Origin of the sequence: Acinetobacter bouvetii DSM 14964 = CIP 107468, assembly GCF_000368865.1 — a bacterium.
Lineage (GTDB): Bacteria > Pseudomonadota > Gammaproteobacteria > Pseudomonadales > Moraxellaceae > Acinetobacter > Acinetobacter bouvetii.
This window is the reverse complement of sequence record NZ_KB849728.1, coordinates 87638-111630: the sequence shown is the minus strand read 5'-3', so window position 1 is coordinate 111630 and position 23993 is coordinate 87638. Positions and strand designations below refer to the sequence as shown.

21 protein-coding genes and 1 pseudogene are annotated in these 23993 nt (G+C 39.7%); all 22 read left to right on the top strand.

All coding sequences use genetic code 11. The features are described 5' to 3' along the window. The 22 genes and pseudogenes from F941_RS13410 to galE all read left to right on the top strand — a co-directional run bounded on the left by F941_RS13410 (position 1) and on the right by galE (position 23945). Positions 1 to 1020, top strand: a complete 1020-nt coding sequence (locus tag F941_RS13410; RefSeq protein ID WP_005012259.1) for an NAD-dependent epimerase/dehydratase family protein — start codon at positions 1 to 3, stop codon at positions 1018 to 1020. Between the two features lie 5 nt (positions 1021 to 1025). Continuing rightward, positions 1026 to 2237, top strand: coding sequence for an MATE family efflux transporter (locus F941_RS13405; RefSeq protein WP_005012258.1), 1212 nt, complete (start codon positions 1026 to 1028; stop codon positions 2235 to 2237). After that, positions 2234 to 3304, top strand: coding sequence for a glycosyltransferase (locus F941_RS13400; RefSeq protein ID WP_005012254.1), 1071 nt, complete (start codon positions 2234 to 2236; stop codon positions 3302 to 3304). Before F941_RS13405 ends, F941_RS13400 begins: the two co-directional genes overlap by 4 nt. Positions 3305 to 3701: 397 nt before the next feature. After that, positions 3702 to 4844: a glycosyltransferase family 4 protein gene (locus tag F941_RS13395; RefSeq protein WP_005012253.1), complete on the top strand. Its 1143-nt coding sequence runs from the start codon at positions 3702 to 3704 to the stop codon at positions 4842 to 4844. Continuing rightward, complete coding sequence (locus F941_RS13390; protein WP_005012251.1) at positions 4845 to 5456, top strand: sugar transferase; 612 nt, start codon at positions 4845 to 4847, stop codon at positions 5454 to 5456. Next, positions 5449 to 6105 carry a NeuD/PglB/VioB family sugar acetyltransferase gene (locus F941_RS13385; RefSeq protein WP_005012246.1) on the top strand — a complete coding sequence of 219 codons (657 nt, stop codon included), beginning with the start codon at positions 5449 to 5451 and terminating at the stop codon, positions 6103 to 6105. The genes F941_RS13390 and F941_RS13385 overlap by 8 nt, the downstream gene beginning before the upstream one ends. Before the next feature lie 31 nt (positions 6106 to 6136). Then, positions 6137 to 7324 (top strand): DegT/DnrJ/EryC1/StrS family aminotransferase, encoded by a 1188-nt coding sequence (locus tag F941_RS13380; protein ID WP_005012245.1) that lies wholly within the window; start codon positions 6137 to 6139, stop codon positions 7322 to 7324. A gap of 39 nt (positions 7325 to 7363) precedes the next feature. Continuing rightward, positions 7364 to 9214 carry a polysaccharide biosynthesis protein gene (locus F941_RS13375; RefSeq protein ID WP_005012243.1) on the top strand — a complete coding sequence of 617 codons (1851 nt, stop codon included), beginning with the start codon at positions 7364 to 7366 and terminating at the stop codon, positions 9212 to 9214. Positions 9215 to 9461: 247 nt separating this feature from the next. Continuing rightward, positions 9462 to 10025, top strand: a pseudogene (locus F941_RS16295) (UDP-N-acetylglucosamine 2-epimerase); the annotation flags it as partial. A gap of 169 nt (positions 10026 to 10194) precedes the next feature. Next, positions 10195 to 11472, top strand: coding sequence for a Vi polysaccharide biosynthesis UDP-N-acetylglucosamine C-6 dehydrogenase TviB (gene tviB, locus F941_RS13365; RefSeq protein ID WP_005012242.1), 1278 nt, complete (start codon positions 10195 to 10197; stop codon positions 11470 to 11472). 20 nt (positions 11473 to 11492) lie between these two features. After that, the gene (locus F941_RS13360) at positions 11493 to 12515 is read left to right on the top strand and encodes an NAD-dependent epimerase/dehydratase family protein (RefSeq protein WP_005012239.1); all 1023 of its coding nucleotides are present in this window, start codon (positions 11493 to 11495) and stop codon (positions 12513 to 12515) included. A 62-nt stretch (positions 12516 to 12577) separates the two neighbouring features. Beyond that, on the top strand, positions 12578 to 13729 hold the full coding sequence (locus tag F941_RS13355; RefSeq protein ID WP_005012236.1) for a lipopolysaccharide biosynthesis protein: 1152 nt from the start codon (positions 12578 to 12580) through the stop codon (positions 13727 to 13729). Next, complete coding sequence (locus tag F941_RS13350) at positions 13719 to 14180, top strand: LbetaH domain-containing protein (protein WP_005012235.1); 462 nt, start codon at positions 13719 to 13721, stop codon at positions 14178 to 14180. The genes F941_RS13355 and F941_RS13350 overlap by 11 nt, the downstream gene beginning before the upstream one ends. Beyond that, a complete protein-coding gene (locus F941_RS13345; protein WP_005012234.1) occupies positions 14180 to 15607 on the top strand; it encodes an O-antigen polymerase in 1428 nt (475 codons plus the stop codon). Before F941_RS13350 ends, F941_RS13345 begins: the two co-directional genes overlap by 1 nt. Further along, complete coding sequence (locus F941_RS13340; RefSeq protein ID WP_005012233.1) at positions 15608 to 16741, top strand: glycosyltransferase; 1134 nt, start codon at positions 15608 to 15610, stop codon at positions 16739 to 16741. Beyond that, positions 16734 to 17312: an acyltransferase gene (locus tag F941_RS13335; RefSeq protein ID WP_005012232.1), complete on the top strand. Its 579-nt coding sequence runs from the start codon at positions 16734 to 16736 to the stop codon at positions 17310 to 17312. Before F941_RS13340 ends, F941_RS13335 begins: the two co-directional genes overlap by 8 nt. Positions 17313 to 17332: 20 nt before the next feature. Continuing rightward, positions 17333 to 18424 (top strand): glycosyltransferase, encoded by a 1092-nt coding sequence (locus F941_RS13330; protein WP_228128353.1) that lies wholly within the window; start codon positions 17333 to 17335, stop codon positions 18422 to 18424. 24 nt (positions 18425 to 18448) lie between these two features. Then, entirely contained in the window at positions 18449 to 19069 is a 621-nt protein-coding gene (locus F941_RS13325; protein WP_005012226.1) for a sugar transferase, read from the top strand. Positions 19070 to 19109: 40 nt separating this feature from the next. Then, positions 19110 to 19985, top strand: coding sequence for a UTP--glucose-1-phosphate uridylyltransferase GalU (gene galU / locus F941_RS13320; protein WP_005012224.1), 876 nt, complete (start codon positions 19110 to 19112; stop codon positions 19983 to 19985). 18 nt (positions 19986 to 20003) lie between these two features. Further along, on the top strand, positions 20004 to 21260 hold the full coding sequence (locus F941_RS13315) for a UDP binding domain-containing protein (RefSeq protein ID WP_005012222.1): 1257 nt from the start codon (positions 20004 to 20006) through the stop codon (positions 21258 to 21260). Then, positions 21260 to 22933 carry a glucose-6-phosphate isomerase gene (pgi, locus tag F941_RS13310; protein WP_005012221.1) on the top strand — a complete coding sequence of 558 codons (1674 nt, stop codon included), beginning with the start codon at positions 21260 to 21262 and terminating at the stop codon, positions 22931 to 22933. The genes F941_RS13315 and pgi overlap by 1 nt, the downstream gene beginning before the upstream one ends. Next, positions 22926 to 23945, top strand: a complete 1020-nt coding sequence (gene galE / locus F941_RS13305; protein WP_005012218.1) for a UDP-glucose 4-epimerase GalE — start codon at positions 22926 to 22928, stop codon at positions 23943 to 23945. Before pgi ends, galE begins: the two co-directional genes overlap by 8 nt. The last annotated feature ends 48 nt before the right edge of the window (positions 23946 to 23993 follow it).

Sequence of the window (23993 nt, the reverse complement as noted above, 5' to 3'; positions counted from 1 at the left end):
ATGAATACTTTTGAAACCGTCTGCATGCAGTTGCAGCAAGCTCCTAAAACGTGGCTCGTGACAGGCGTAGCAGGCTTTATTGGTTCAAATTTGCTTGAAACCTTGCTGAAGTTGAATCAAAACGTTGTCGGTCTGGATAACTTCGCGACAGGCCATCAATATAATCTGGATGAAGTTCAAGGCTTGGTGTCGAAAGAGCAATGGGCGAAATTCAAATTCATTGAAGGCGATATCCGTCAGTTTGACACTTGCCAAAAAGCCTGCGCCGGGGTGGATTATGTGCTGCATGAGGCTGCATTGGGTTCTGTGCCGCGTTCGATTGCAGATCCTATCGCCACCAATGAAACCAATATCAGCGGTTTTCTGAATATGCTGACAGCGGCGCGTGATGCCGAAGTGAAAAGCTTTACCTATGCGGCCAGCAGTTCGACCTATGGGGATCATCCTGCATTGCCGAAAGTGGAAGAAAACATTGGCAATCCGCTGTCACCTTATGCTGTGACAAAATACGTGAATGAACTGTATGCAAGTGTTTTTGCGCGTACATACGGTTTTAAAACTATTGGCCTGCGCTACTTTAATGTCTTTGGCAAACGTCAAGACCCGAATGGGGCTTATGCCGCTGTAATTCCAAAGTGGACGGCAGCCATGATTGCCGGCGATGATGTATTTATTAATGGTGATGGTGAAACCAGCCGTGATTTCTGCTTTATTGATAACACTGTGCAAGCAAATATTTTGGCAGCCACAGCTTCAGATGATGCGAAAGATCAGGTATACAATGTCGCGGTCGGAGATCGGACCACATTGAATGAATTGTTTAATGAGATTAAATCTGCATTAAATGAAAATGGGATAGTGTATTTAAAAGACCCGGTTTATAGAGAGTTTCGCGCGGGTGATGTCCGCCACTCACAAGCAAGTATAGAAAAAATAGAGAAATATTTGCAATTTAAGCCTGATTTTAATATCAAGCAGGGCATTAAAATTGCTATGCCTTGGTATGTTAAATTTGCATAAATAAGATGAAAGAAGTAAAAAACTTGCTGGGAAAGGCAAAATGGCTTATTGGTGGAAATTTTGTATTTGCCTTTTCTCAGTGGGTTATTTTAATTCTATTCGCCCGGTTAACCAGTCAGGATAATTTGGGGCAATATTCATTGGCCTTGGCCATCGCGGCGCCATTATTTGCGATTAGCAATTTACAGCTGAGGCCTTTGTATATTTTGGATGTAAATAGCCAGAAAAAATATGCATATTCGCAATTTTATTATTTAAGAATAATCGCTTCTTTTTTAGCGTTGATTTGCTGTTTAATTTGGGGATTGGCTTCTCATCTATCCTTTTGGGTTTTGCTGCTGGTAAGCCTGCTGAAGTTTTTTGAATCATATTCAGATATCATCTATGCTTACTATAATGCTCATGATAAAACCAAATTAATAAGTAAATCATTGTTTTTTAAGGGTTTATTTTCTATTGTAGCTGTTTTTGCAGGGCTGTATTATTTTGACTTTCACACCTCTTTAGTTTTATTTTTAAGCGTTTATTTTTTTGTTTGGGTATTTTTAGATAATTTATATATATTAAAAACCAAGGAAATTCATTCTTTCAATTTAAACCTCAGCATTCTCCGTTCTGCTATTCCTATGGGAATCTCTTTGGGGATCGTGACACTGCAAAGTACAATTCCCAGATTGTTTTTAAATAAATATTCTGGAATTGAATCTGTCGGTATTTTTACTGTGCTGAGTTATTTCATCATTGTCGGCAGTATTTTTATTAATTCTATTTGCCAGTATCTTAGCCCTAAAATTACTAGCGCCTGGAATACAAACATAGCTGATTTTAAAAAATATTTAATGACCGCTTTAGCAATTGCGGGGGGGCTCGGTGTCCTCGTGATTATTGCAAGTGTAATCTTAGGCGAATACATTTTAAATTTAATCTATGGAAATGCATATGCTGTTTATGAAAGAGAATTAATCTTAATCATGTGCGCGGGCCTAGCGCTCTATCTGTCCACTGTATTGGGGTATACATTGACAGCCATCGGCATTATCAAGCAGCAGGTATACTTATTTTCAGCCTTATTAATTTTAACGCTGTTCGTTTCATACTTGTATATTCCACAGTATGGACTGACCGGTGGAATTTATACATTGATTATCAGCTATATTTTTCAGTGCCTGCTTGCATTTTCGATGATTTTCTTCCATTTAAAAGGTAAGCAAAAATGAAAGTGATGTTGCTGATTACTGGTTTAGGAATGGGAGGGGCAGAAAAAGTTGTGTGTGAACTTGCGGATAAATTATATGAATCCGGTCAGGAAGTCTGTCTGGTTTATTTCACTGGAGATATCGTAAGAAGGCCAGTTCATCAAAATATTAAGCTGTATAAAATACCGCTGAGTTCTGGAATTTCGGCTTTTAAGTCGATCTATTCATTGCTGAAGCTGGTAGATCAGGTGCAGCCTGATGTCATTCATGCGCACATGTTCCATGCCAATATTATGGCGCGTTTGGTTAAACTTTTCAGAAAAAGCGTTCGGGTTATTTGCAGCTCTCATTCCAATTTTGAAGGAGGGCGGCTGCGCATGGCCACTTACGCCTTGACGGAAAATTTATGCGATGTGCATACCAATGTAAGCGATAATGCTTCAAGGGCCTTAATGCAGGCAGGGGCGGTTAAAAATAAAAAAATCATGACCGTTTATAATGGCATTGATTCAAACCGCTATAAATATGATCCGGATTTAAGGGCAAGCACCCGCCAGCAGCTGAAAATTGCTGATGATGCAAAAATCATTATGACGATTGGACGGATAGATACTCCAAAAGATTATCCAACCTTATTAAAAGCATTTAAGATTGTTGCGGAAAAAGAAAAAAATGCATTTTTATTAATCGTAGGCGATGGTCCGAAAAAACAAGAAATGGAAAATTTGGCAAATGTCTTGGGCATAGAAAATCGCCTGCAATTTCTTGGAATCAGAAATGATATTACAGCGCTTTTAAATGCTAGTGATGTATTTGTTTCTTCATCAGCATGGGAAGGATTTGGGCTTGCAATATTAGAGGCTATGTTATGCGAGCGTCCAATTGCAGCAACTGCAACGGATGGCGCTGTTGAATTGCTTCAATCCAATTTGGTCGAAATAGGAAAACCTGAAGCGCTTGCCCAAATGATAGAAAATTCATTGCATAGTGTGCAGAAGAATTGGGTTTATCCTAAAGCGGAAAGTTTTGATTGGAAATATATTTTAACTCAATGGTTAAATCTTTATAAGGGTAATGCTGGTAAATGAATTTTCAGCAGCATTAATCCTATAGGAGGTAAATCATTTTTAGATGCTTGCTGGGGTGTTTTTAACATTTGTTGATACTTCTTTTATTTCCCCTTTTTATTATTCAGCATTCCCCGTGTGCCGCCGCTTTCAAAGCAGGGAATTGCAGTTTGCAGCTATGAAAGGGCTGATGCGGGCCTGTCTGTATAAAGTTATGCAGGCTTTTTTGTTATATAATTGATTGTCATATCTATTTTAATAAAATAAATAGTCTTCAGCATAACTCTATACTTTAGATGCTCACAATGGCTGGACGTTTTCTCTTTTTATTCGATGTATTATTTGGATTTTGTCATCTGTAACGGCTTATAATCTGAGGGGTAGAAGTCATTAATTTAGATTTTATGGTGCATGTAAAATGGTTTTTTGTATAATTTCTAGCTACCTTCCTTCAGTTTTAAATTTCCGTGGAAAGTTGTTAGAGGCTATACATGCGCAAGGCTTTGAAATTCATATCTTGTCGCCAGATTTAGAGCAGTTTGCCGCAGAGCATAAGCAACTGGAAAATTTTGGCTATTATGTGCATGCAATACCTATGCAGCGAACAGGCACGAATCCGATAGCGGACTTGAAAACACTTTGGGCTATGCGTGCAATCATTACAAAAATAAAGCCGGATTATGTGCTTGCCTATACGATCAAACCGGTTATTTACGGAACTCTTGCCGCATGGCTGGCTAAAGTTCCGCAGAGGTTCGCATTAATTACAGGCTTGGGCTATGCATTTCAAAATGTAGAAGCCGAAGGCGGCCGCAGTATTTTTCAAAAGCTGGTGCATGGTTTGTACCGGCAAGCGCTTGTCCGCAGTTCCAAAGCATTTTTTCAAAATCCTGATGACTTGGCGCTTTTTAAACAGCTGAATTTAATTACTCAGGCGACCCCAGCTGTTGTAGTAAACGGGTCTGGCGTGAATGTTTCAGATTTTAATGTTGTGCCTTTGCCCTTAGATAATACCCATCAAATTAGAATTTCTTTTTTGCTGATTGCCCGTTTATTGGGTGATAAAGGTGTCAGGGAATTTGCGGCCGCAGCGGCAATCATTAAACAGTCAAATCCTGAAGTGGAATTTAATTTGGTGGGCTGGATTGATGAAAATCCCGCTGCCATTTCTCAGCACGAGCTGGATCACTGGGTGGCCGATAAGACCATCAATTATTGGGGTAAATTGTCGGATGTCCGTCCTGCAATTGCCGAGAGTTCTATATATGTGCTGCCTTCATACCGTGAAGGCACGCCGCGTACGGTTTTAGAGGCTATGGCAATGGGCCGCGCAATTATTACCACAGATGCGCCAGGATGCCGTGAAACTGTTGTGGATGGGGAAAATGGCTATTTAGTTCCTGTCAAATCTGTTGAAAGCTTGGTTGAGGCCATGCGTAAGTTTATTGATGATCCCGAGCTTGCTGAAAAAATGGGTCAACGCTCCAGGGAAATTGCTTTGACTAAGTATGATGTGCATGAAGTGAATAAACATATGATGACGGAAATGGGATTAATCTAAATGCTTAAACGTTTATTAGACATCGTCATTGCTTCAATTGCGCTTATTCTGCTGTCACCGCTCTATGCTTTTGTTGCTTATAAGGTGAAGAAGAATTTAGGCTCACCGGTGCTGTTCCGGCAAGTGCGTCCGGGCTTAAATGGCAAGCCCTTTGAAATGATCAAATTCCGCACCATGAAAGATGCGGCGGATGAGCAAGGAAACCCGCTGCCGGACAGCGAGCGGTTAACGCCATTCGGCAAAATGCTGCGTTCCAGCAGTTTGGATGAAATGCCTGAACTGTGGAATGTGATCAAAGGCGATATGAGCGTGGTTGGCCCGCGTCCGCTCTTGATGGAATACCTGCCTTTGTATAATGAAGAGCAGGCAAAGCGCCATGATGTGCGTCCTGGGATGACCGGCCATGCGCAAGTGAATGGCCGCAATGCCATTGGCTGGGAAGAAAAATTCAAGCTGGACACATGGTATGTGGAAAATCAGTCCACTGTGCTGGATTTTAAAATCATGCTGAAAACCGTTCAGAAAGTGATTGCAAAAGAAGATATCAGTGCTGAAGGTGAGGCCACTATGACTAAGTTTACGGGCACAAAGCAGGATCAGCACCATGACTGAACTGTATGCAATTTATGGTGCATCCGGTTGCGGACGCAGTTTGATGCCTGTTGCCAGAGAACAGTTGGCGAGATTGAAAATAAAGGCTGAGATCGTTTTTATTGATGATGGTCTAAAAGCGCCGGCAATGGTGAATGGTCATCGCGCCTTAAATTATGACGATTTTAAACAGATCGCTGCGGAAAATAAATTTGTTTTAATTGCCATCGCAAACGGCAAAATCCGTGAAATGCTGGCAAATAAACTGGAACAGGACCAAATTGCACTTTGGTCAATTAAGGCAAATAATACCGTCACTATGGATGATGTCTCTGTTGGAGCCGGCGCTGCATTGAGCCCTTTTGTCATCATTACCTCCAATATCAAAATTGGTAAATGTTTCCATGCCAACTTATATAGCTATGTTGAACATGACTGTGTCATTGGCGATTATGTGACATTTGCCCCAGGCGTAAAGTGCAATGGCAATATTCATATTGAAGACCATGCTTATATTGGCACAGGCGCGGTGATTAAGCAGGGCACGCCAGACAAGCCGCTAGTCATAGGCAAAGGCGCTGTGATTGGCATGGGCGCGGTGGTGACGAAAAATGTTCCTGCAGGCGTGACGGTAGTCGGCAATCCTGCCCGAATTTTAGAGAAGAAATAAAGATTTTTAAAATCTTATCTAGGAATTGAATATGTTAAACACTGCATTTGAACCATGGCCAAGCTTTACGCAAGAAGAAGCTGATGCTGTTTCTCAAGTATTGCTGTCGAATAAGGTGAACTATTGGACGGGTCAGGAATGCCGTGAATTTGAAAAAGAATTTGCTGCATTTGCAGAGACAGAATATGCAGTGGCTTTAGCCAACGGCACTGTGGCATTGGATGCCGCATTAAAAGCTTTAGGTATTGGCGCTGGCGATGATGTGATTGTCACCTCCCGCACATTTTTAGCTTCTGCCAGCTCCATTGTGACGGCTGGCGCGAACCCTGTATTTGCCGATGTGGAATTGGACTCACAGAATATTTCTGCACGGACCATTGAAGCCGTTTTAACGCCGAACACCAAAGCCATTATCTGTGTGCATTTAGCAGGCTGGATGTGCGATATGGATCCAATCATGCAGCTGGCTGAAGAAAAAGGCATTTACGTGATTGAGGATTGCGCGCAGGCGCATGGCGCAAAATACAAAGGCAAGTCTGCGGGTTCTATTGGACATATTGGCGCATGGTCTTTTTGCCAGGATAAAATCATGACCACGGGCGGTGAAGGCGGTATGGTTACAACCGATAACGAAGCGCTGTGGAAAAAAATGTGGTCTTATAAAGACCACGGTAAAAACTTTGACAGCATTTACAACAAACAGCATCCGCCGGGATTCCGCTGGCTGCATGATTCTTTTGGCACCAACTGGCGCATGATGGAAATGCAGGCTGTCATTGGCCGCATGCAGCTGAAAAAGATGGCTGAATGGACCAAAGTCCGCAATGAAAACATGCAGCGAATTTATAAAGCGTTTGAAAATACGCCTTATGTAACGGTGTATCAGCCTACTGAAGAATACATGCATGCTGCATATAAGTGCTATGTGCAGGTGAATACGGAGCAGCTGCCGGAAGGCTGGTCGCGTGACCGCATGATGAATGAAATTTCTGCTTTAGGCGTGCCCTGCTTTAGCGGGTCGTGTTCCGAAGTTTATTTAGAGCATGCCTTTGACAATACGCCCTGGCGTCCGGCAGAGCGCCTAAAAAATGCGCAGCATATGGGCGAAACCAGTTTAATGTTTTTGGTTCATCCGACGTTAAGCAATGGCAGCTTGACGAAAACTGTTGATGCTATTCAAACCGTAATTACGCGTATATCAAACGCTGATGGCGTATAATTGCGCTTTGATGTCACTTAAACTCCCTTCGAGCCCTTTGTGAAAGACTTAATTCGATTAATCGCATCTTTGCCGCGCCGCCAAAAACAAATTGTTCTGGCGGTGATGGATCTTTGTGTCTTGCCGCTGATGATGTGGCTGGTGTATGCCATTCGCCTAGCCAAGCCCAATGTTCCGGTCATGCAAGGGCTGGATTTTTGGTACATCTATGTCGGTTTTTTTGGCGTTGCGGTTTTTGCTTTATTAAGTGTTTACAGCGCCATTGTGCGCTCGTTTAACGAAGATTATCTGCTGCGCATTTCCATTGCGGTATTCATCCAAATTGTTGGCTTATATGCCATTAAAAAGCTGGATCTGGCCTTTATTCCCATGAGTATTCCGCTCATGTACGGTTTTGTGCTGTTTTCATGGATGTGGTGGAGCCGTGCGGTGATACGTTATGCCACGCTGAAAACTTTTGCGAAAAGGCAGAACCGCAAGCGGGTTGCCATCTATGGCGCAGGCTTGGCCGGACAGCAGATTGCAGAAGCCTTAAAGCGCTCAGACGATTATTTGCCGGTGTGCTTCATCGATGACAAAGCTTCGCTGCATGGCCAGTCTTTAAGCGGATTGAAAATTTACCCGCCTAAACGCGCAGCGAATAAACTCGGCAGCTTTGGCATAGAAGAAATTTTACTGGCGATGCCTTCCGTTGGCCGTGCGCGGAAAAAAGATATTATTGAGTCTTTTGAATCCGCTGATGTCAAAATCATGGAACTGCCAGGCGTGACGCAGCTGGTGGATGGTCAGGTCAGTGTATCTGATATTAAGGAAGTGGATATTATTGACTTGCTGGGCCGTGATCCAGTTCCGCCTAAGCCTGAATTGCTTGAAAAGAATATTAAAAATAAAGTGGTGATGGTGACTGGGGCAGGGGGGTCAATTGGCTCTGAGCTTTGCCGCCAGATTGTCAAGCATCAGCCAAAAATGCTGGTGCTGTTTGAGATGTCTGAGTTTGCCCTGTATTCGATTGACCGAGAATTGCAAGACAAAGGCACTCAGGTGGTTCCTGTATTGGGTTCGGTCACAAATCAGCAAAAATTGGAACGTATATTGCAGCAGTATGCAGTACAGACTGTTTACCATGCAGCTGCGTATAAGCATGTCCCTTTGGTCGAGGCGAATCCATTTGAGGGCATTTATAATACATCCATTGGTACAGCGCGCAGTGTCGATGCGGCAGTCAGTCAAAATGTTGAAACTTTTGTTCTGATTTCTACGGATAAAGCGGTGCGCCCGACCAATATCATGGGCGCGTCTAAGCGCATGGCGGAGCTGTACTGTCAAGGATTGGCTTCTACACAGCCTAAAACCCAAATCAGCATCGTGCGTTTTGGCAATGTGCTGGGGTCTTCGGGGTCCGTCGTGCCTTTATTTAAAAAGCAGATTGCTAAAGGCGGCCCTGTAACGGTGACTCATCCTGATGTGACGCGTTACTTTATGACTATCCCTGAAGCGGCGCAGCTGGTGATTCAGGCGGGCGCAATGGGTACAGGCGGTGATGTGTTTTTGCTGGATATGGGCGAGCCGGTTAAAATTGTTGATTTAGCGAAGCAGATGATCCGTTTAAGCGGCTTCTATCCTGTTGATGATCAGGGAATAGGGGATATTGCCATTCAGTTTACAGGGCTAAGGCCAGGTGAAAAACTGTATGAAGAGTTATTAATTGATGCAGATAATGTAGAACAAACAGATCATGAACGGATTTTAAAGTCATTTGAAGTTTTTTATTCTTTTGCTGAAGTTATGAATACATTTAATGAATTAGAAAGATTGTGTTTGGATGAAAAGAATAAAGATGCATTAATTTCTATATTATTAAAATATGTTTCTGGATTTAATAGTTCATAAGCTTTTGATTTAGATGGTTAATATTTATATTTTTTTAAAATTTCTACTAGAGGTTCAGGGTGATCTTTTCAATAAATTAAATGTAATAAAATGTGTGGATTTAGCAGAATTAATAATGAGGCTTAATATTGGGTTTGATAATATTATTAGAATCTTGGTCGCTTAATTCATTTACTATAAATTTAGATAAGGATTTGACGTACAAAAAGTTCTCCGTGTTTTTGGAACACGGCCGGAAGCAATTAAAATGGCTCCTTTAGCATTAGAATTACAGCAGCAGTTGAATTTTGACACAAAAGTATGTGTAACTGGTCAGTACTGTCAAATATTAGATCAGGTATTGGAACCTTTTAATTTAAAGCTTTGATTTTAATTTGATGAAGCTTGTTCAAACACATTATTGATGTGGTTTGTGGTGTTTAAAAGGGCTAGAAACTGTATTTGCAGAGTGACTGCCGGATGTTGTTTTGGTGCATGGGGACACTGCAACGTCTTTTGCCGCTTCTTTGGAGCATATTATCATAAAGTAAAAATTGGGTATGTTGAGGCAGGCTTGCGTACGGGGGATATTTATTCGCCATGGCCTGAGGAAGCAAACCGTAAATTAACACGTGCCTTGGCAAATTATCATTTTGCACCGACACAATCATTTTATAATAATTAAATTAAAGAAAATATTAATCTTGAAAGTATTAAGATTTCAGGAAATACTGGGATTGACGCATTATTAAAAGTCAAAGAGAAAGTTGAAGAAGATCATAGAATTATTGCGAATTTTAATACGCAATTCAGTTTTTTAGATGCAAACAAAAGTTGATTTTGGTAACAGAGTATCAAAATAAAAAATGATGTTTTTACTATTAAAAAATGTAATTAATTTCTTCATGAATAGAAATAATAAAATAATATCTGTTATATTAGGCGCGGTTTTTTTATTTATTTGATTATAGACATAAATACATAACATAAGGCTTCGTGGAATGTTACAGCTTTCTGAATTGAAAATAGCAATTATTGGACTAGGTTACGTGGGTTTACCACTGGCCGTGGAATTTGGTAAAAAAATTCCAGTCGTTGGTTTTGATATCCATCAAAAACGTATAGATGAATTACAAAGTGGGCAGGACCATACTTTAGAAGTTTCACCTGATGAATTAAAGCAAGCAACACAGTTAAGCTATACTACTGATTTACAGCAACTGCATGATTGTAATTTTTTCATTGTGACTGTACCAACGCCAATTGATGAATATAAGCAACCAGATTTAACACCCTTAGTAAAAGCGTCGGAAAGTATTGCTAAAGTGTTAAAAAAAGGCGATATCGTGGTATATGAATCTACGGTATATCCAGGTGCGACTGAAGAAGTGTGCATTCCAGTTTTAGAAAAAAATTCAGAACTGGTATTTAATAAAGATTTCTATGCAGGCTATAGTCCGGAGCGTATTAACCCAGGTGACAAACTGCACCGCGTGACCAATATTCTTAAAATCACCTCAGGTTCAACACCTGAAGTGGCTGAATATGTAGACCAAGTTTATAACTTAATTATTGAAGCAGGTACGCACAAAGCAACTAGCATTAAAGTTGCTGAAGCGGCTAAAGTTATTGAGAACACACAGCGTGACGTCAACATTGCGCTGATTAATGAATTAGCATTGATCTTCAATAAAATGGGTATTGATACTGAAGCAGTACTGAAGGCTGCGGGCACCAAATGGAACTTCTTACCATTCCGTCCGGGTCTAGTGGGTGGTCACTGTATCGGTGTTGACCCGTACTACTTAACCCATAAAGCACAAGCCATTGGTTATCACCCAGAAATTATCTTAGCGGGCCGCCGTCTGAATGATGGCATGGGTGCTTATGTAGTGACTCAGCTGGTTAAAGCGATGCTGAAAAAACGCATTCAAGTTGAAGATGCTAAAGTGCTGATTTTAGGCTTAAGCTTTAAAGAAAACTGCCCAGATATTCGTAATACCCGCATCATTGATATTGTGAATGAGCTGAAAGAATACAATGCTAATGTCGATGTTTATGACCCTTGGGTAGACGCAGCTGAAGCTGAGCATGAATATGGGATTAGCCCAATTTCAAGTTTAGAAAATGACAAATATGATGCGGTGATTCTGGCCGTTGCGCATGAGCAGTTTAAAGAAATGGGTGCTGAGAAAATTCGTGCATTGGGTAAAGGAGCACATATTTTGTATGACTTGAAATATGTGTTATCTCAAGCCGAATCTGACATTCGTTTATAATTTTAAGGAAAAAGAAGAGAATGAGCCAATATCAAGCTATATGTGAGCAATTAAATCAAAAACCAAAAAATTGGTTAATCACTGGTGTTGCAGGCTTTATTGGCTCAAACCTTTTAGAAACTTTACTTAAGCTCAATCAAACCGTGATCGGTTTAGATAACTTTGCCACAGGACATCAGCATAATTTGGATGAAGTGCAAAGCTTAGTCACTGCTGAGCAATGGGCGAATTTCCATTTTATTGAAGGCGATATTCGAAATCTTGCAGACTGCCAAAAAGCCTGTGCAGGTGTGGATTATGTCTTGCATGAAGCAGCGTTGGGCTCTGTACCGCGTTCCATTGCCGATCCAATTACCACTAATGAAACCAATATCAGTGGTTTCTTAAACATGCTCACTGCGGCACGTGATGCAGGTGTTGCCAGCTTTACTTATGCAGCCAGCAGTTCAACCTATGGTGACCATCCTGCATTGCCAAAAGTGGAAGAGAATATCGGCAATCCGCTTTCACCTTATGCGGTAACAAAGTATGTGAATGAGCTTTATGCCGATGTATTTGCACGTGCATACGGATTTAAAGCAATTGGCCTGCGTTACTTTAACGTGTTTGGTCAACGCCAAGATCCAAATGGTGCTTATGCGGCAGTGATTCCGAAATGGACGGCATCGATGATTGATGGTGAAGAAGTCTTCATTAATGGTGATGGTGAAACCAGCCGTGATTTCTGCTTTATTGACAACACTGTTCAAGCCAATATTTTAGCCGCGACAGCATCGGATGAAGCAAAAAATCAGGTGTACAACGTGGCAGTGGGTGACCGTACCACGCTCAATGAGTTATACCGTGCCATTCAAGTGGCGCTTGCTGAAAATGATGTTCAATTTGACCGTGATCCTGTGTACCGTGAATTCCGTGCGGGTGATGTACGTCATTCACAAGCCAGCATTGCCAAAATTGAGCAAGGCCTGGGCTATGCGCCACAGTTTAAAATTGTCGAAGGCATTCAATTGGCCATGCGCTGGTATGTGAGTAGTGTTGAGTAATACTATTATTAATTTTTTTGAATTTGGATTAAATATTAAAAAGTAATTTGGCGTAGTTATTGATGAAATTATATAAAATAATAGCACATGTGGGAGGAAGTGTTGCATTTGCTGCAATGCAGTGGCTAATATTAGTTTTTTTATCAAAATATGTTGGGATTAATGAGGCTGGTTCGTTTTCATATTTTTTAGCATTTTTTACACCATTAGCTATATTTTGTGCATTTAATTTTAAAAGTGTGTATAGTGCGGATTTAAGTGAAAAATATCAATTAATCGAATATGAATCGCTACGAACGATTTTAAATTTATTTTACATATCAATAAGTATTATTTTTCTTATTAGTCAGAATGATTATTTTTTAATTGGATTGATGGTTTTTTTAGTTAAGTTGATTGAAGTTAATGCTGATTTAATATATGGAGAATGGGTCAGAAAAGGTGAGTCTCAGCTTTTTGGATATTCAAAATTAATTAAACTGACTTTATTTTTAATTATGTTTTATTTTTTGTATCTATATGGATATGAAAAATATTCATATTTTATTTATCCTTTGGCATTTATTTTTGGATATTCATTTTTTGATTTAAGATTAACAAAAATACAGTATAAATTCAATTGGGATAAAGTCAGACCAATTTTTATAGGTGTTTTGCCATTTGTTTTAACCTCGTTTTTGATAAGTTTTAATACGTCAATACCTAGATTTTATCTAAATTATTTTTTTGATAAGAGAATAGTCGCAGAATTTATGTATTTGACTTATTTTACAACAATAATGTTGTTGCCATTAACATCGTTATATCAAGCTATTTTACCAAAGATAAGAAAGCATACATCTAAGGTCTTTAAAATAACTATAATATATAATTTATTATTTATTACTGGTTTTTGGTTTTTATGTGATTTTGTTTTAGAGGAGATATATAATTACTATGGCGTAATTTCTAATGATATAAAAATTTTAATAATGATGTCGATGGTAATGCAAACATTAGTGGTTTTTGTAAATATGCTTTATGTGTCTAGCATGAAGTTTAAAAAAATTTTTAAAGTAACATTGATGAATACTTTTATTGTGGCGATTTTGAATTTTATTTTTATTAAGTTTTTTGGATATGTTGGTGTATATTATGCTTCAGTAATATCTTCTTTTCTTTTATTAGTGAATCTATGTGTTAATTATCTAAAGGATAAAGTAAATGAAGTTTAGGCAAGCTGTGAAATCTGATTTTATGAAGTCTTACAAGATATTCACATTATCTAATTCTATAAAATTTTTAATCAATCCTGCTACAAGAGTTACTTTATTTATTAGATGTGCCCAATTTTCGCCAGGATTTCTCTTTTGGATATTTCGAAATTTTTTAATCACATTTTTTAATATAGATTTTGGAAAAGGTTGTAAAATTGGATATGGTTTAAGAGTTCCTCACCCTATTGGAATAGTATTTGGTGGAGGTAGTATAATCGGTAATAATTTTACAATTTATCAAAATGTTACGATTGGTAATAAGAGGGATTATTACCCTAAGATAAATGACAATGTTACTATATATTGTAATAGTGTGGTGGTGGGTAAAATAGTTGTAGAAGATAATGTTATTATTGGTGCTCTATCATTTGTAGATAAATCTCTTGATATGGGAACAATCGTAAGATAATGAATATAGTAGTGCATAAAAATAATATTGTATTTGGCATAGTGTCTAGTGCATTATCTGCAATAATGGTAGGTGTAGACTTTGTGTATATTGCTATACCATTTTTTTTAGGAATGCTCAGTCTGCTAGAGGCAGTCAGTTTAGGAATGAAAAAAGGTGGTTCATTATTTCATCCCTATGTCTTTGTGTCTTTAGTGCTAGTGTGGGTGTTAATTTTATCTCCTATTGTTTCAATATATTATAAACAGTATTTATTTTATTCTCCTAAAGAAATAGATTGGAATAAGTGGGTTTATATTTGTTTTTGGTTTTATTTTTTTGTAGCTGTTTTGCATTATATATGTGGTTTAATTTTTTTAAAAAAAGTTGAGACTAGTAAAGTAGATTATAAATTAAAAAAGAAAAGTGCTTTATTTATTTGTTGCTTTTTTCTATTATTTTCAATGGCATGTCAGGTACTTGTTTATGCTAAGTTTGGCGGAATAACAGGTTACATGACAACATGGACTGAAGATAGAAGTGAGTTTGATGGTTTAGGTATGCTTTTCATGTTAGCAGAGCCTTTCCCTATTTTAGCTTTATTGTCATTGTGTTTGTTCGTAAAGAAAGAAAATTTGAAAAATCCATTATTATTTGTTATTTCTATTTTTTTAATATTTTTTATATTAAAGCTTTTATTTGGTGGTTTTAGAGGAAGCAGAAGTAATACGATTTGGGGGTTATTTTGGTTTGCAGGTGTAATTCACATTTATTATTTTAAACTTAAGAAGACTCATTTAATTGTTGGATTAGTTTTTCTAATATTATTTATGAATTTATATTCAATTTATAAGAGTTTTGGTGTAGATGCATTCTCTATGCAATATTCCTTAGAAGATACTGGACGTTTTGAGGATAATCCAACAATTACTATTCTTTTAAATGACTTTTCACGAGTTGGTCTGCATTCTTATATGCTTTATCAGTATTATGATTTTGGATTCTATGACATTAAATTTGGTCAGACATATCTATCAACAATAAATAAAATTTTACCGCTATGGGGTGAATTTGATTTATATACTAAAAACTCAGCTGGATCTGAGATTTTGTATGATAAAAAATCAAGTCTAGTTTTTCAGGATTTTTATAACTCAAGGATTTATGGTGCTTATGGTGAAGCCTTCTTAAATTTTGGACCTATAATTGCTGTATTTGTTTTTGGACTGTTTAGTACGCTTATAGCGTTCATGGATAATTTTACTAGGCGAATTAGTAAGTCAGATCCTTATTTATTATTAATTCCTTTTTTGTCAAATCTTTGCTTGATGAGTCTTTTAGCTGATTCAGATAATTTATTATTTTTCTTTTTTAAGAATGGATTTTTAGTAATTTTATTTTTATTTTTAATAAAGAATTTTGCAATGATAAAGAAATATGGTGTTTAAGTGAAAAAAATAGCTGTTAGCCTTGAACATAGGTTTTATGAATATGATGGTAAGCTTTATACAAAATTAGCTTTTCCTTATACTTATTGGTGTGATTATTTAAACTATTTTGATCAGGTTACAGTTGTTGCGCGCGTAAAAAATGTAGATACATTCACTAGTGATATGGTACGCGTAGACGGAGAAAATGTTTCTTACGAAAAGTTAGTTTATTTTAGAGGAATGAAACAATTTCTTTTAAAATCACCATTCATTATTGCAGCAATTTTTAAGGTTGCATTAAAGCATAAGTTTTTTTTATTACGTAGCGGAAACTCAACTAATTTTCTTTGGTTATTTTTATTTTTATTAAATAAACCATATTTAAGAGAGTATCCAGGTAATGTAAAAGAAGGCATGATAGGTGTTATTGGAGAAAAGCTATGGGTCAAAGCATTAGCAAATATATTAGACGGCTTGGCAAGGTTTCAAGGTAAATTTTCGAAAGCGAACAGTTTTGTTAGCCAGTATTGTAAAGATCTGTATAGCAGTAAACGACCGAGTTTTATTTTTTCAAGTTTCAAATTCAGTGAAATTAATTGTAAAAAATTGGATTATAAAGTACAAAACAAAATCAAGATCGTATCCTTAGGTCGTCTTGAAGGGGAGAAGGGACATGCATCACTTCTTCAGGCTATTCACTTGTTAAATCAGGAAAATATTGAAATACATTTAATTGGTGATGGAGCACAGAAAAAAACCTTAGAAGCGTTAGCAGAGCAACTCAGTATTAATGTTGTTTTTTATGGTGCATTAACTGATCGAGATAAGATTTTTTCTATTCTAAATCAGGGTGATATTTATGTTATTCCATCTTTAACTGAAGGAATGCCTAGATCGCTTCTAGAAGCAATGGCAATTGGTTTGCCATGCATTGGTTCTACAGCTGGAGGTATACCCGAAGTTCTGGCTAAAGATGTTACGTATGAGCCTAATAATATAAAAGAATTGGCTAGCCTAATTGAGAAATTTGGTGATGCTGAAGAGTTAAGACAATTTAATGGGTTGAAGAATCTAGAATTTGTTTCTCATGAATATGGCGAAGCTAAGTTGCTTGAACAGAAGAAATCTTTTTGGAGTAAGGTTTATGAGTAATTTACTTAAAGAAATTCATTATCAATTTAGATTTGCATTACCAATTTGGTTTTTTTTATTATTAATGAATTTCTTGCCTGATATTGGGCCAATTATTAGATTGCGAGGATTATTAATATCACTATTTTTGCCAGGCAGACCTAAAAAGTTACTTATAGGTAGGGATGTGACTTTATTATCAATAAATAAACTTAGACTTGGAAAGGATGTTTATATAGCAAAAGGCTGTTGGTTGAATGCAGTTGGCGGAATTACTTTTGAAGATGAAGTAATATTGGCTCCTTATGTTGTAATGTCATCTACAAATCATGGATTTAAGGATGGTTCAGTAAAAAGAGGTGGCTCTCATCCGGCGCCAATTGTTATTAAGTATGGGACATGGATTGCAGCCCACTCAGTTATTGCTGCAGGTACAATCGTTGGTAAGGGTAATATTATTGGGGCTAACTCGGTTGTTACTAAAAACACACCAGATAACGTTATTATGGCTGGACTTCCTGCAAAGGTTGTTAAGGATAGAGTTGATAATCCTTCTTCTATATCTTCTAAGCATGATGTGGTTGTTAAGTAATGAAAAAAATTTGTTTTATAATGACGGATTCTTCACAATTTAATATTCTATGTCGAGATCAATTAGAATATTTTACTAATGAAAAAAAAATTGATATCACATTGGTTTGTGGTAATTGGTCAAATGAATCTGAAAAATTAAAATCAAGAAATGTTGGGAGAGTAATTATTTTTCCCATAGAAAGAAATATATCTTTAGTAAAAGATATATATATGCTTTTTAGGTTAGTTTTTTTCTTTATTTTTAATCGGTTTGATGCTGTTGTTTATTCTTCTCCTAAAGGTTTATTATTGGGAAGTCTATCTTCATTTTTAGCTTTTCACCCTAATAGAATTGCATTAGTACGAGGGAGAGCGTATGAAAATTTTAAAGGGAAAAAAAGATGGTTCTTTGCATTACTAGATAAAATTTGTCTAAGAATATCAGATAAAGTAATTTTTATTTCTAATACAATGCGCATTGACTATATTGAGGAAAAAATTTTACCATTATCGCAAGCTGCTGTTATTGGGAAAGGTTCTTCAAATGGTGTAAACACTGATAAGTATTTTCCTGTAAAGAAAGATATCGATAATAATTTTAATATTTTGGTTATTGGACGAGTGTGCCGCGATAAAGGAATTTTTGATATCTATGAAGTCTTATCAAGATTGAAGTCTAGAGACAATTTAAGTGTTAAAATTGTAGGACGTGTTGAAGATATTGAATCTGAGAATATGTTAAAAAAAGTTCTTAGTGATTTTAATTGTGTAGAATATTTTTCTCATACTCAACAACCTCAAAAATATTTTCAACAGGCAGATTTACATCTTTTTTTAACGCATAGGGATGGTTTTGGCAATGTTGCAATAGAGGCTGCATGTTGTAGTGTGCCGACTTTTTGTTATGATATTAGCGGGTTGAAGGATAGTGTTGAACAAAACATATCTGGAATAAGATTTAATTTTCAAGATTTCGATGGTATCTCACAAGCAATTGATGAAGCAATGTTAAATAAAACATTATTTCTGAATAATTTTAATAATGCATCAACATGGGCTAAGACTAACTTCTGCAGTTATAAAGTATGGGATCAGTATTTGGATTTCTATTTAGATAGTTCCAAAAAATAATTTATAGTTATAAAGGATATTTTTGTGAAACGTTTTATAGATATTGTATTGTCTTTAATAGCCTTAATTGTGCTTTCTCCAATTTTTCTTATCGTTGTTTTTAAAGTGCGCAAAAATCTGGGTTCACCTGTATTTTTTTATCAGGAGCGCCCAGGGCAAGATGCCAAAATCTTTAAAATGATTAAATTCCGATCCATGCTGGATGCTGTAGATAAACATGGAAATCCATTGCCTGATGGTGAGAGGATTACGCCGTTTGGGCATAAATTGCGGTCAACAAGCCTGGATGAAATGCCTCAGTTAATCAACGTGCTGAAAGGCGATATGAGCATTGTCGGCCCGCGTCCTCAGATGAAAGATTTTCTAGATCATTATACTGCAGAGCAAATGCGCCGCCACGAAGTGAAACCCGGCATGACGGGGCTTGCACAAGTAAGCGGGCGCAATAATTTATCGTGGGAAGAGAAATTTGCTTTAGATGTGGCCTATGTTGAGAATCAGTCCATTTGGCTGGATTTTAAGATTATGTGTAAAACGGTCAAAGTCATGGTCGCTAAAGAAGGGATTAATGCGCCAGATCAAGAAGTGGGCGCCGCGCGTTTTTCTAATCAAGAAATGACAGAGACAGAGACAGGCTCTAAATAGTATCATTGAATACTTTAATTTTTAATTCAGTAAAATTAGTATGATTAAAAAAGCGGTTCTCCCTGTTGCTGGTTTGGGAACGCGTTTTCTGCCCGCCAGCAAATCCATTCCCAAAGAAATGGTGACTGTTGTGGATCGCCCCGCCATTGATTATGTGGTGAAAGAGGCTGTTGCTGCAGGCATTGAGCAAATCATTTTGGTGACGCATTCATCAAAGGCCTCTATTGAAAATTATTTTGACCGTAATTTTGAATTGGAAGCTGCTTTGGCTGCCAAACATAAATCCGAAATGCTGCACGAAATTGCCAATATGCTGCCGGCGCATGTCAGTGTGGTCAGCGTGCGCCAGCCGCAGCCATTAGGCTTGGGCCATGCTGTGCTATGCGCGAAAGAGATTGTCGGTGATGCGCCCTTTGCTGTGCTGCTGCCGGATGTTCTGGTAAAAAATACAACGGCTGAGAGTGATCTTTCTCGCATGATTCAGCGTTTTGATGTGTCGCAGGCGGCGCAAATCATGGTGGAGGCCGTTCCGGAAAATCTGGTTGATCAGTACGGCATAGTCGATGTGAGTGAGCCTCCTGCCGAAGGTCAAAGTGCCGTGATGCAGGGCATTATTGAAAAGCCCGCAGTCCATGCTGCACCTTCAAATTTAGCAGTAGTTGGGCGTTATATTTTGCCTGCAAAAATTATGCAGCTGCTGGAACAGACGCCTAAAGGCGCAGGCAATGAAATCCAGTTGACCGATGCGATTGCCATCCTGCAGCAAAGCGAGGTTGTGGAAGCTTACCGGATGAGCGGCCAGACTTTTGATTGCGGCAGTAAAATAGGCTACTTGAAAGCAGTATTGCATTATGGGGCAGATCATCCACAATTGGGAGATGCTTTCAAAGCGCTGTTGAAAGATATACCTCTATAACGCAAAAAAGGAGTGGCGATGAAAATTGCCATATTGGGAAAAACGCTGTATGCCATGGTGATGGCGGGCCTGCTGGCGGAATGCGGTCATGAGGTTTACTGTGGCCAAGCTTTCGAAACAAATGCAGAATCGCAATGCTTTCAATATGATGAAGCGGTTATCCGGCTCTTGCAGGCGCAGCATCAAAAAGGCTTTCTTCACTATTGCGATCTGGCAGGCCTCCCGATCGATATTGATATTTATCTGTTCAGTTTCAGTCCCAATGAAGAAGATCAAGCAGTCGAAATTTTACAGCAGCTGCAAAAGCGGCCCATGATTCATCCCAAATTAATGTTGAACGCCTCAACGCTAGGGCTGCATGGAACTGAAAAATTGAAACATTATATGCCGCAGGATGATTGGGTTTATATGCCTGATATTGTGCAGGAAGGCAATGCGATTCTCAGTTTAACGCAAGCCAAGCAGCTGGTGGTGGGCTGTGCGGATGAACGGGTGCAAAGTGTCGTTCGAGAGTTTTTGCGGCCTATTTTCCCAAGACAATACCAATATTTATTTATGCCGGTGCTGGATGCTGAATTTACCAAATTCAGCATATCAGGCATGCTGGCGACCCGCATCAGCTATATGAATGATATGGCGCTGGTGGCCGAAAAGCTGGGTATTGATATTGAGCATGTCCGCCAAGGCATGGCTGCAGATAGCCGCATCGGCGCTTCATATTTATATCCAGGCGCGGGCTTTGGCGGCGAAAATTTTTCTCACGATATTGTGACGCTGGCGCATACCGTGTCTACAACGGGCGTAAAAAGCCAGCTGCTGGCACAGGTTTGGGAGATTAATGAACAGCAAAAAGAGCTGCTGTTTAGAAAACTCTGGAATTATTTCCAAGGCGACTTAGCCGGCAAAATTATTGCCGTTTGGGGCGCTTCATTTAAAGAAAATACATCCAGAATTGAACAGTCGCCAATTCATACCATGCTGAAAGCCTTATGGGCGCAAGGCGCAATTGTCCAATTGCATGATCCTCAGGCATTGCCGGAAATTCAGCATCTTTATGGAACACGCGCTGACTTGATTTTATGCCAGGATCAATACGCCGCTGCGCGAAATGCAGATGCATTATGCTTACTTACTGCATGGAAGCAGTATTGGAGCCCGAATTATTCTGAATTGCTCAAAATAATGAATCATCCATTAATTTTGGATGGGCGCAATATTTATCATCCAGACTATGTGAAAGCAAAAGGCTTTGCTTATATGGGAGTTGGCCGCTAATGGCAGTACAGCCGCTTAGGGGCGCCTCAGCTGACTCAGAGCAGTCCGTTCAGCAACTGAATGCGCTGCAGGCGAATTTTCGAGAACGCCACTTATCCGAGCTTTTTGCAGAGGATGCTTTGCGGTTCAGCAAGCTTTCTTTACAGATTGATCAGATTGTGCTGGATTACAGCAAGCACCGGATCGACGCTCAGGTGATGCAGGCGCTGATCAGCTGGGCGCATTCGCAGGATCTGCAGGCATGGGTTAAAAAGCTTTTTTCCAATGCTGAAATAAACCCGACTGAACAGCGTGCGGCAATGCATTGGGCTTTGCGGCTGGACAGCGGCAGTGCTGAATATCCTGAATTATCTCGGCAAGTGCATCAGCAGCTGGACCGGATGTATGCGCTGGTAGAAAAAATTCATGCGGGGCAATACCGCGGCGCTTCGGGTGAAGTCATTCAGGATGTCGTAAATATTGGAGTTGGCGGTTCAGACTTGGGCCCGCTGATGGTGACGCATGCGCTTTCAGATTTTAAGGTGCAGACTGCGAAACCTTTAGGAATTCATTTTGTTTCGACCATGGATGGCAGCCAGCTGTCCGACCTGCTGCATAAGCTGCGCCCTGAAACGACTTTATTTATTATTTCATCAAAATCATTTGGCACGATCGATACGCTATCCAATGCGCAAACGGTTCGCCTGTGGCTGGAAAAAGCGCTGGGCAGCAGTGCGCAAATATTGAAGCATCATTTTATTGGCATTTCGACCAAAGCTGAAAAAATGACCGAGTGGGGCATTGCCGCTGAAAACCAGTTTCTGCTTTGGGACTGGGTGGGCGGCCGCTATTCACTTTGGTCATGCATCGGCCTGCCCATTGCATTAACCATAGGGGCAGAGGGCTTTAAGCAGCTGCTTGCAGGCGCGCATGCCATTGATCAGCATTTTCAGCACGCGCCGTTTGAGCAAAATATCCCGGTATTAATGGGTTTGCTGGGCGCTTGGAATAATAATTTTTTAAATATTCAGACCCATGCAGTATTGCCGTATGACGGCCGGTTAAAATATTTTGCCGCTTATTTACAGCAGCTGGAAATGGAGTCGAATGGCAAGTCGACGCAGCGCAATGGCGAAAAAGTCACTCTGGATACCTGCCCCATTGTCTGGGGAGAAGTCGGGCCGAATGCGCAGCATGCCTTTTATCAATTGCTGCATCAGGGAACGCATGCCGTCAGTTGCGACTTTATTGCGCCAGTGCGCCGCTATACGGCGCAGCAGTTTACGTATGTGGATAATGCGGAAGCTTTGGCTTTACAGCATCATCTAGCGTTATCAAACTGTTTGGCGCAGTCGCGGCTGCTGGCCTTTGGCAATCAGGCATTGGAAACAGGCGGGTTAACGGGGCTGCCAGCGTATAAGCAGTATGCCGGCAATCAGCCCAGCAGCACAATTTTACTGCAGGAACTCAGCCCATATACTTTAGGCATGCTCATCGCGCTGTATGAGCATAAAGTTTTTGTACAGTCTGTGCTTTGGGGGATTAATCCCTTTGATCAATGGGGGGTAGAAAAAGGCAAGGAGATTGCCAATCAGCTGCTTCCAGTATTAAATGGCGATCAGCAGGACGTTTCCGGTTTAGATGCTTCGACTCAAGGTCTGCTGCAGATATTATTAGGAAAGGCACATGGCTAAAATATTAGTAACCGGCGGTGCAGGCTATATTGGCTCACATACCTGCGTAGAACTGTTAAATTCAGGCCATGAAGTGATTGTTCTGGATAATCTGTGCAATAGTTCCGAAGAGTCTTTGAATCGCGTGCAGCAGATTAGCGGAAAACCCTTAACTTTTGTACAGGGCGATATTCGTGATGCGCAGGCTTTAGATCAGGTTTTTCAGCAGCATCCGATTGATGCAGTGATTCATTTTGCCGGCCTCAAAGCGGTCGGCGAAAGTCAGCAAATTCCGCTGGCCTATTTTGATAATAATATTTCCGGCTCTATTCAGCTGGTGCAGGCCATGGAGCGTGCTGGGGTATTTAATTTAGTGTTCAGCTCATCGGCAACCGTTTATGATGAGGCGAATGCAGCGCCTTTAAATGAAACCATGCCGACTGGCATGCCAAGCAATAACTATGGCTATAGCAAGCTGATGGTGGAACAGCTGTTGCAGAAATTAGCTGTGGCTGATGAACGCTGGTCGATTGCCTTGCTGCGCTATTTCAATCCAGTCGGCGCGCATAAGAGTGGCCGCATTGGTGAAGATCCGCAAGGCATTCCAAATAACCTGATGCCATATGTGACTCAAGTTGCCGTGGGCCGCCGTGAAAAACTGTCTATTTTCGGCAACGATTACGAGACTGCTGATGGCACAGGCGTACGTGATTATATTCATGTGGTCGATTTGGCGCGCGCTCATTTGTGTGCCTTGAATAATCGCCTGATGGCCAAAGGCTGCCGGGCCTGGAATATTGGTACAGGTCAAGGCTCATCTGTTCTCGATGTCGTGAAGACGTTTGAGCGGGTCAATCATGTGCCCGTTGCCTACAGTATTGAGCCGCGCCGTGAAGGAGATGTGGCGACTTCATTTGCAGACAATGCGCGCGCTGTGCAAGAGCTGGGCTGGAAGCCGCTATATGCTTTAGAAGATATGCTGGCGGACAGCTGGAATTGGCAAAAGCAGAATCCAGCGGGTTATAAAAATTGACGGCCCCAAATAAAATGGGAGCAGAAGCCCCCATTTTATTCTTCACTC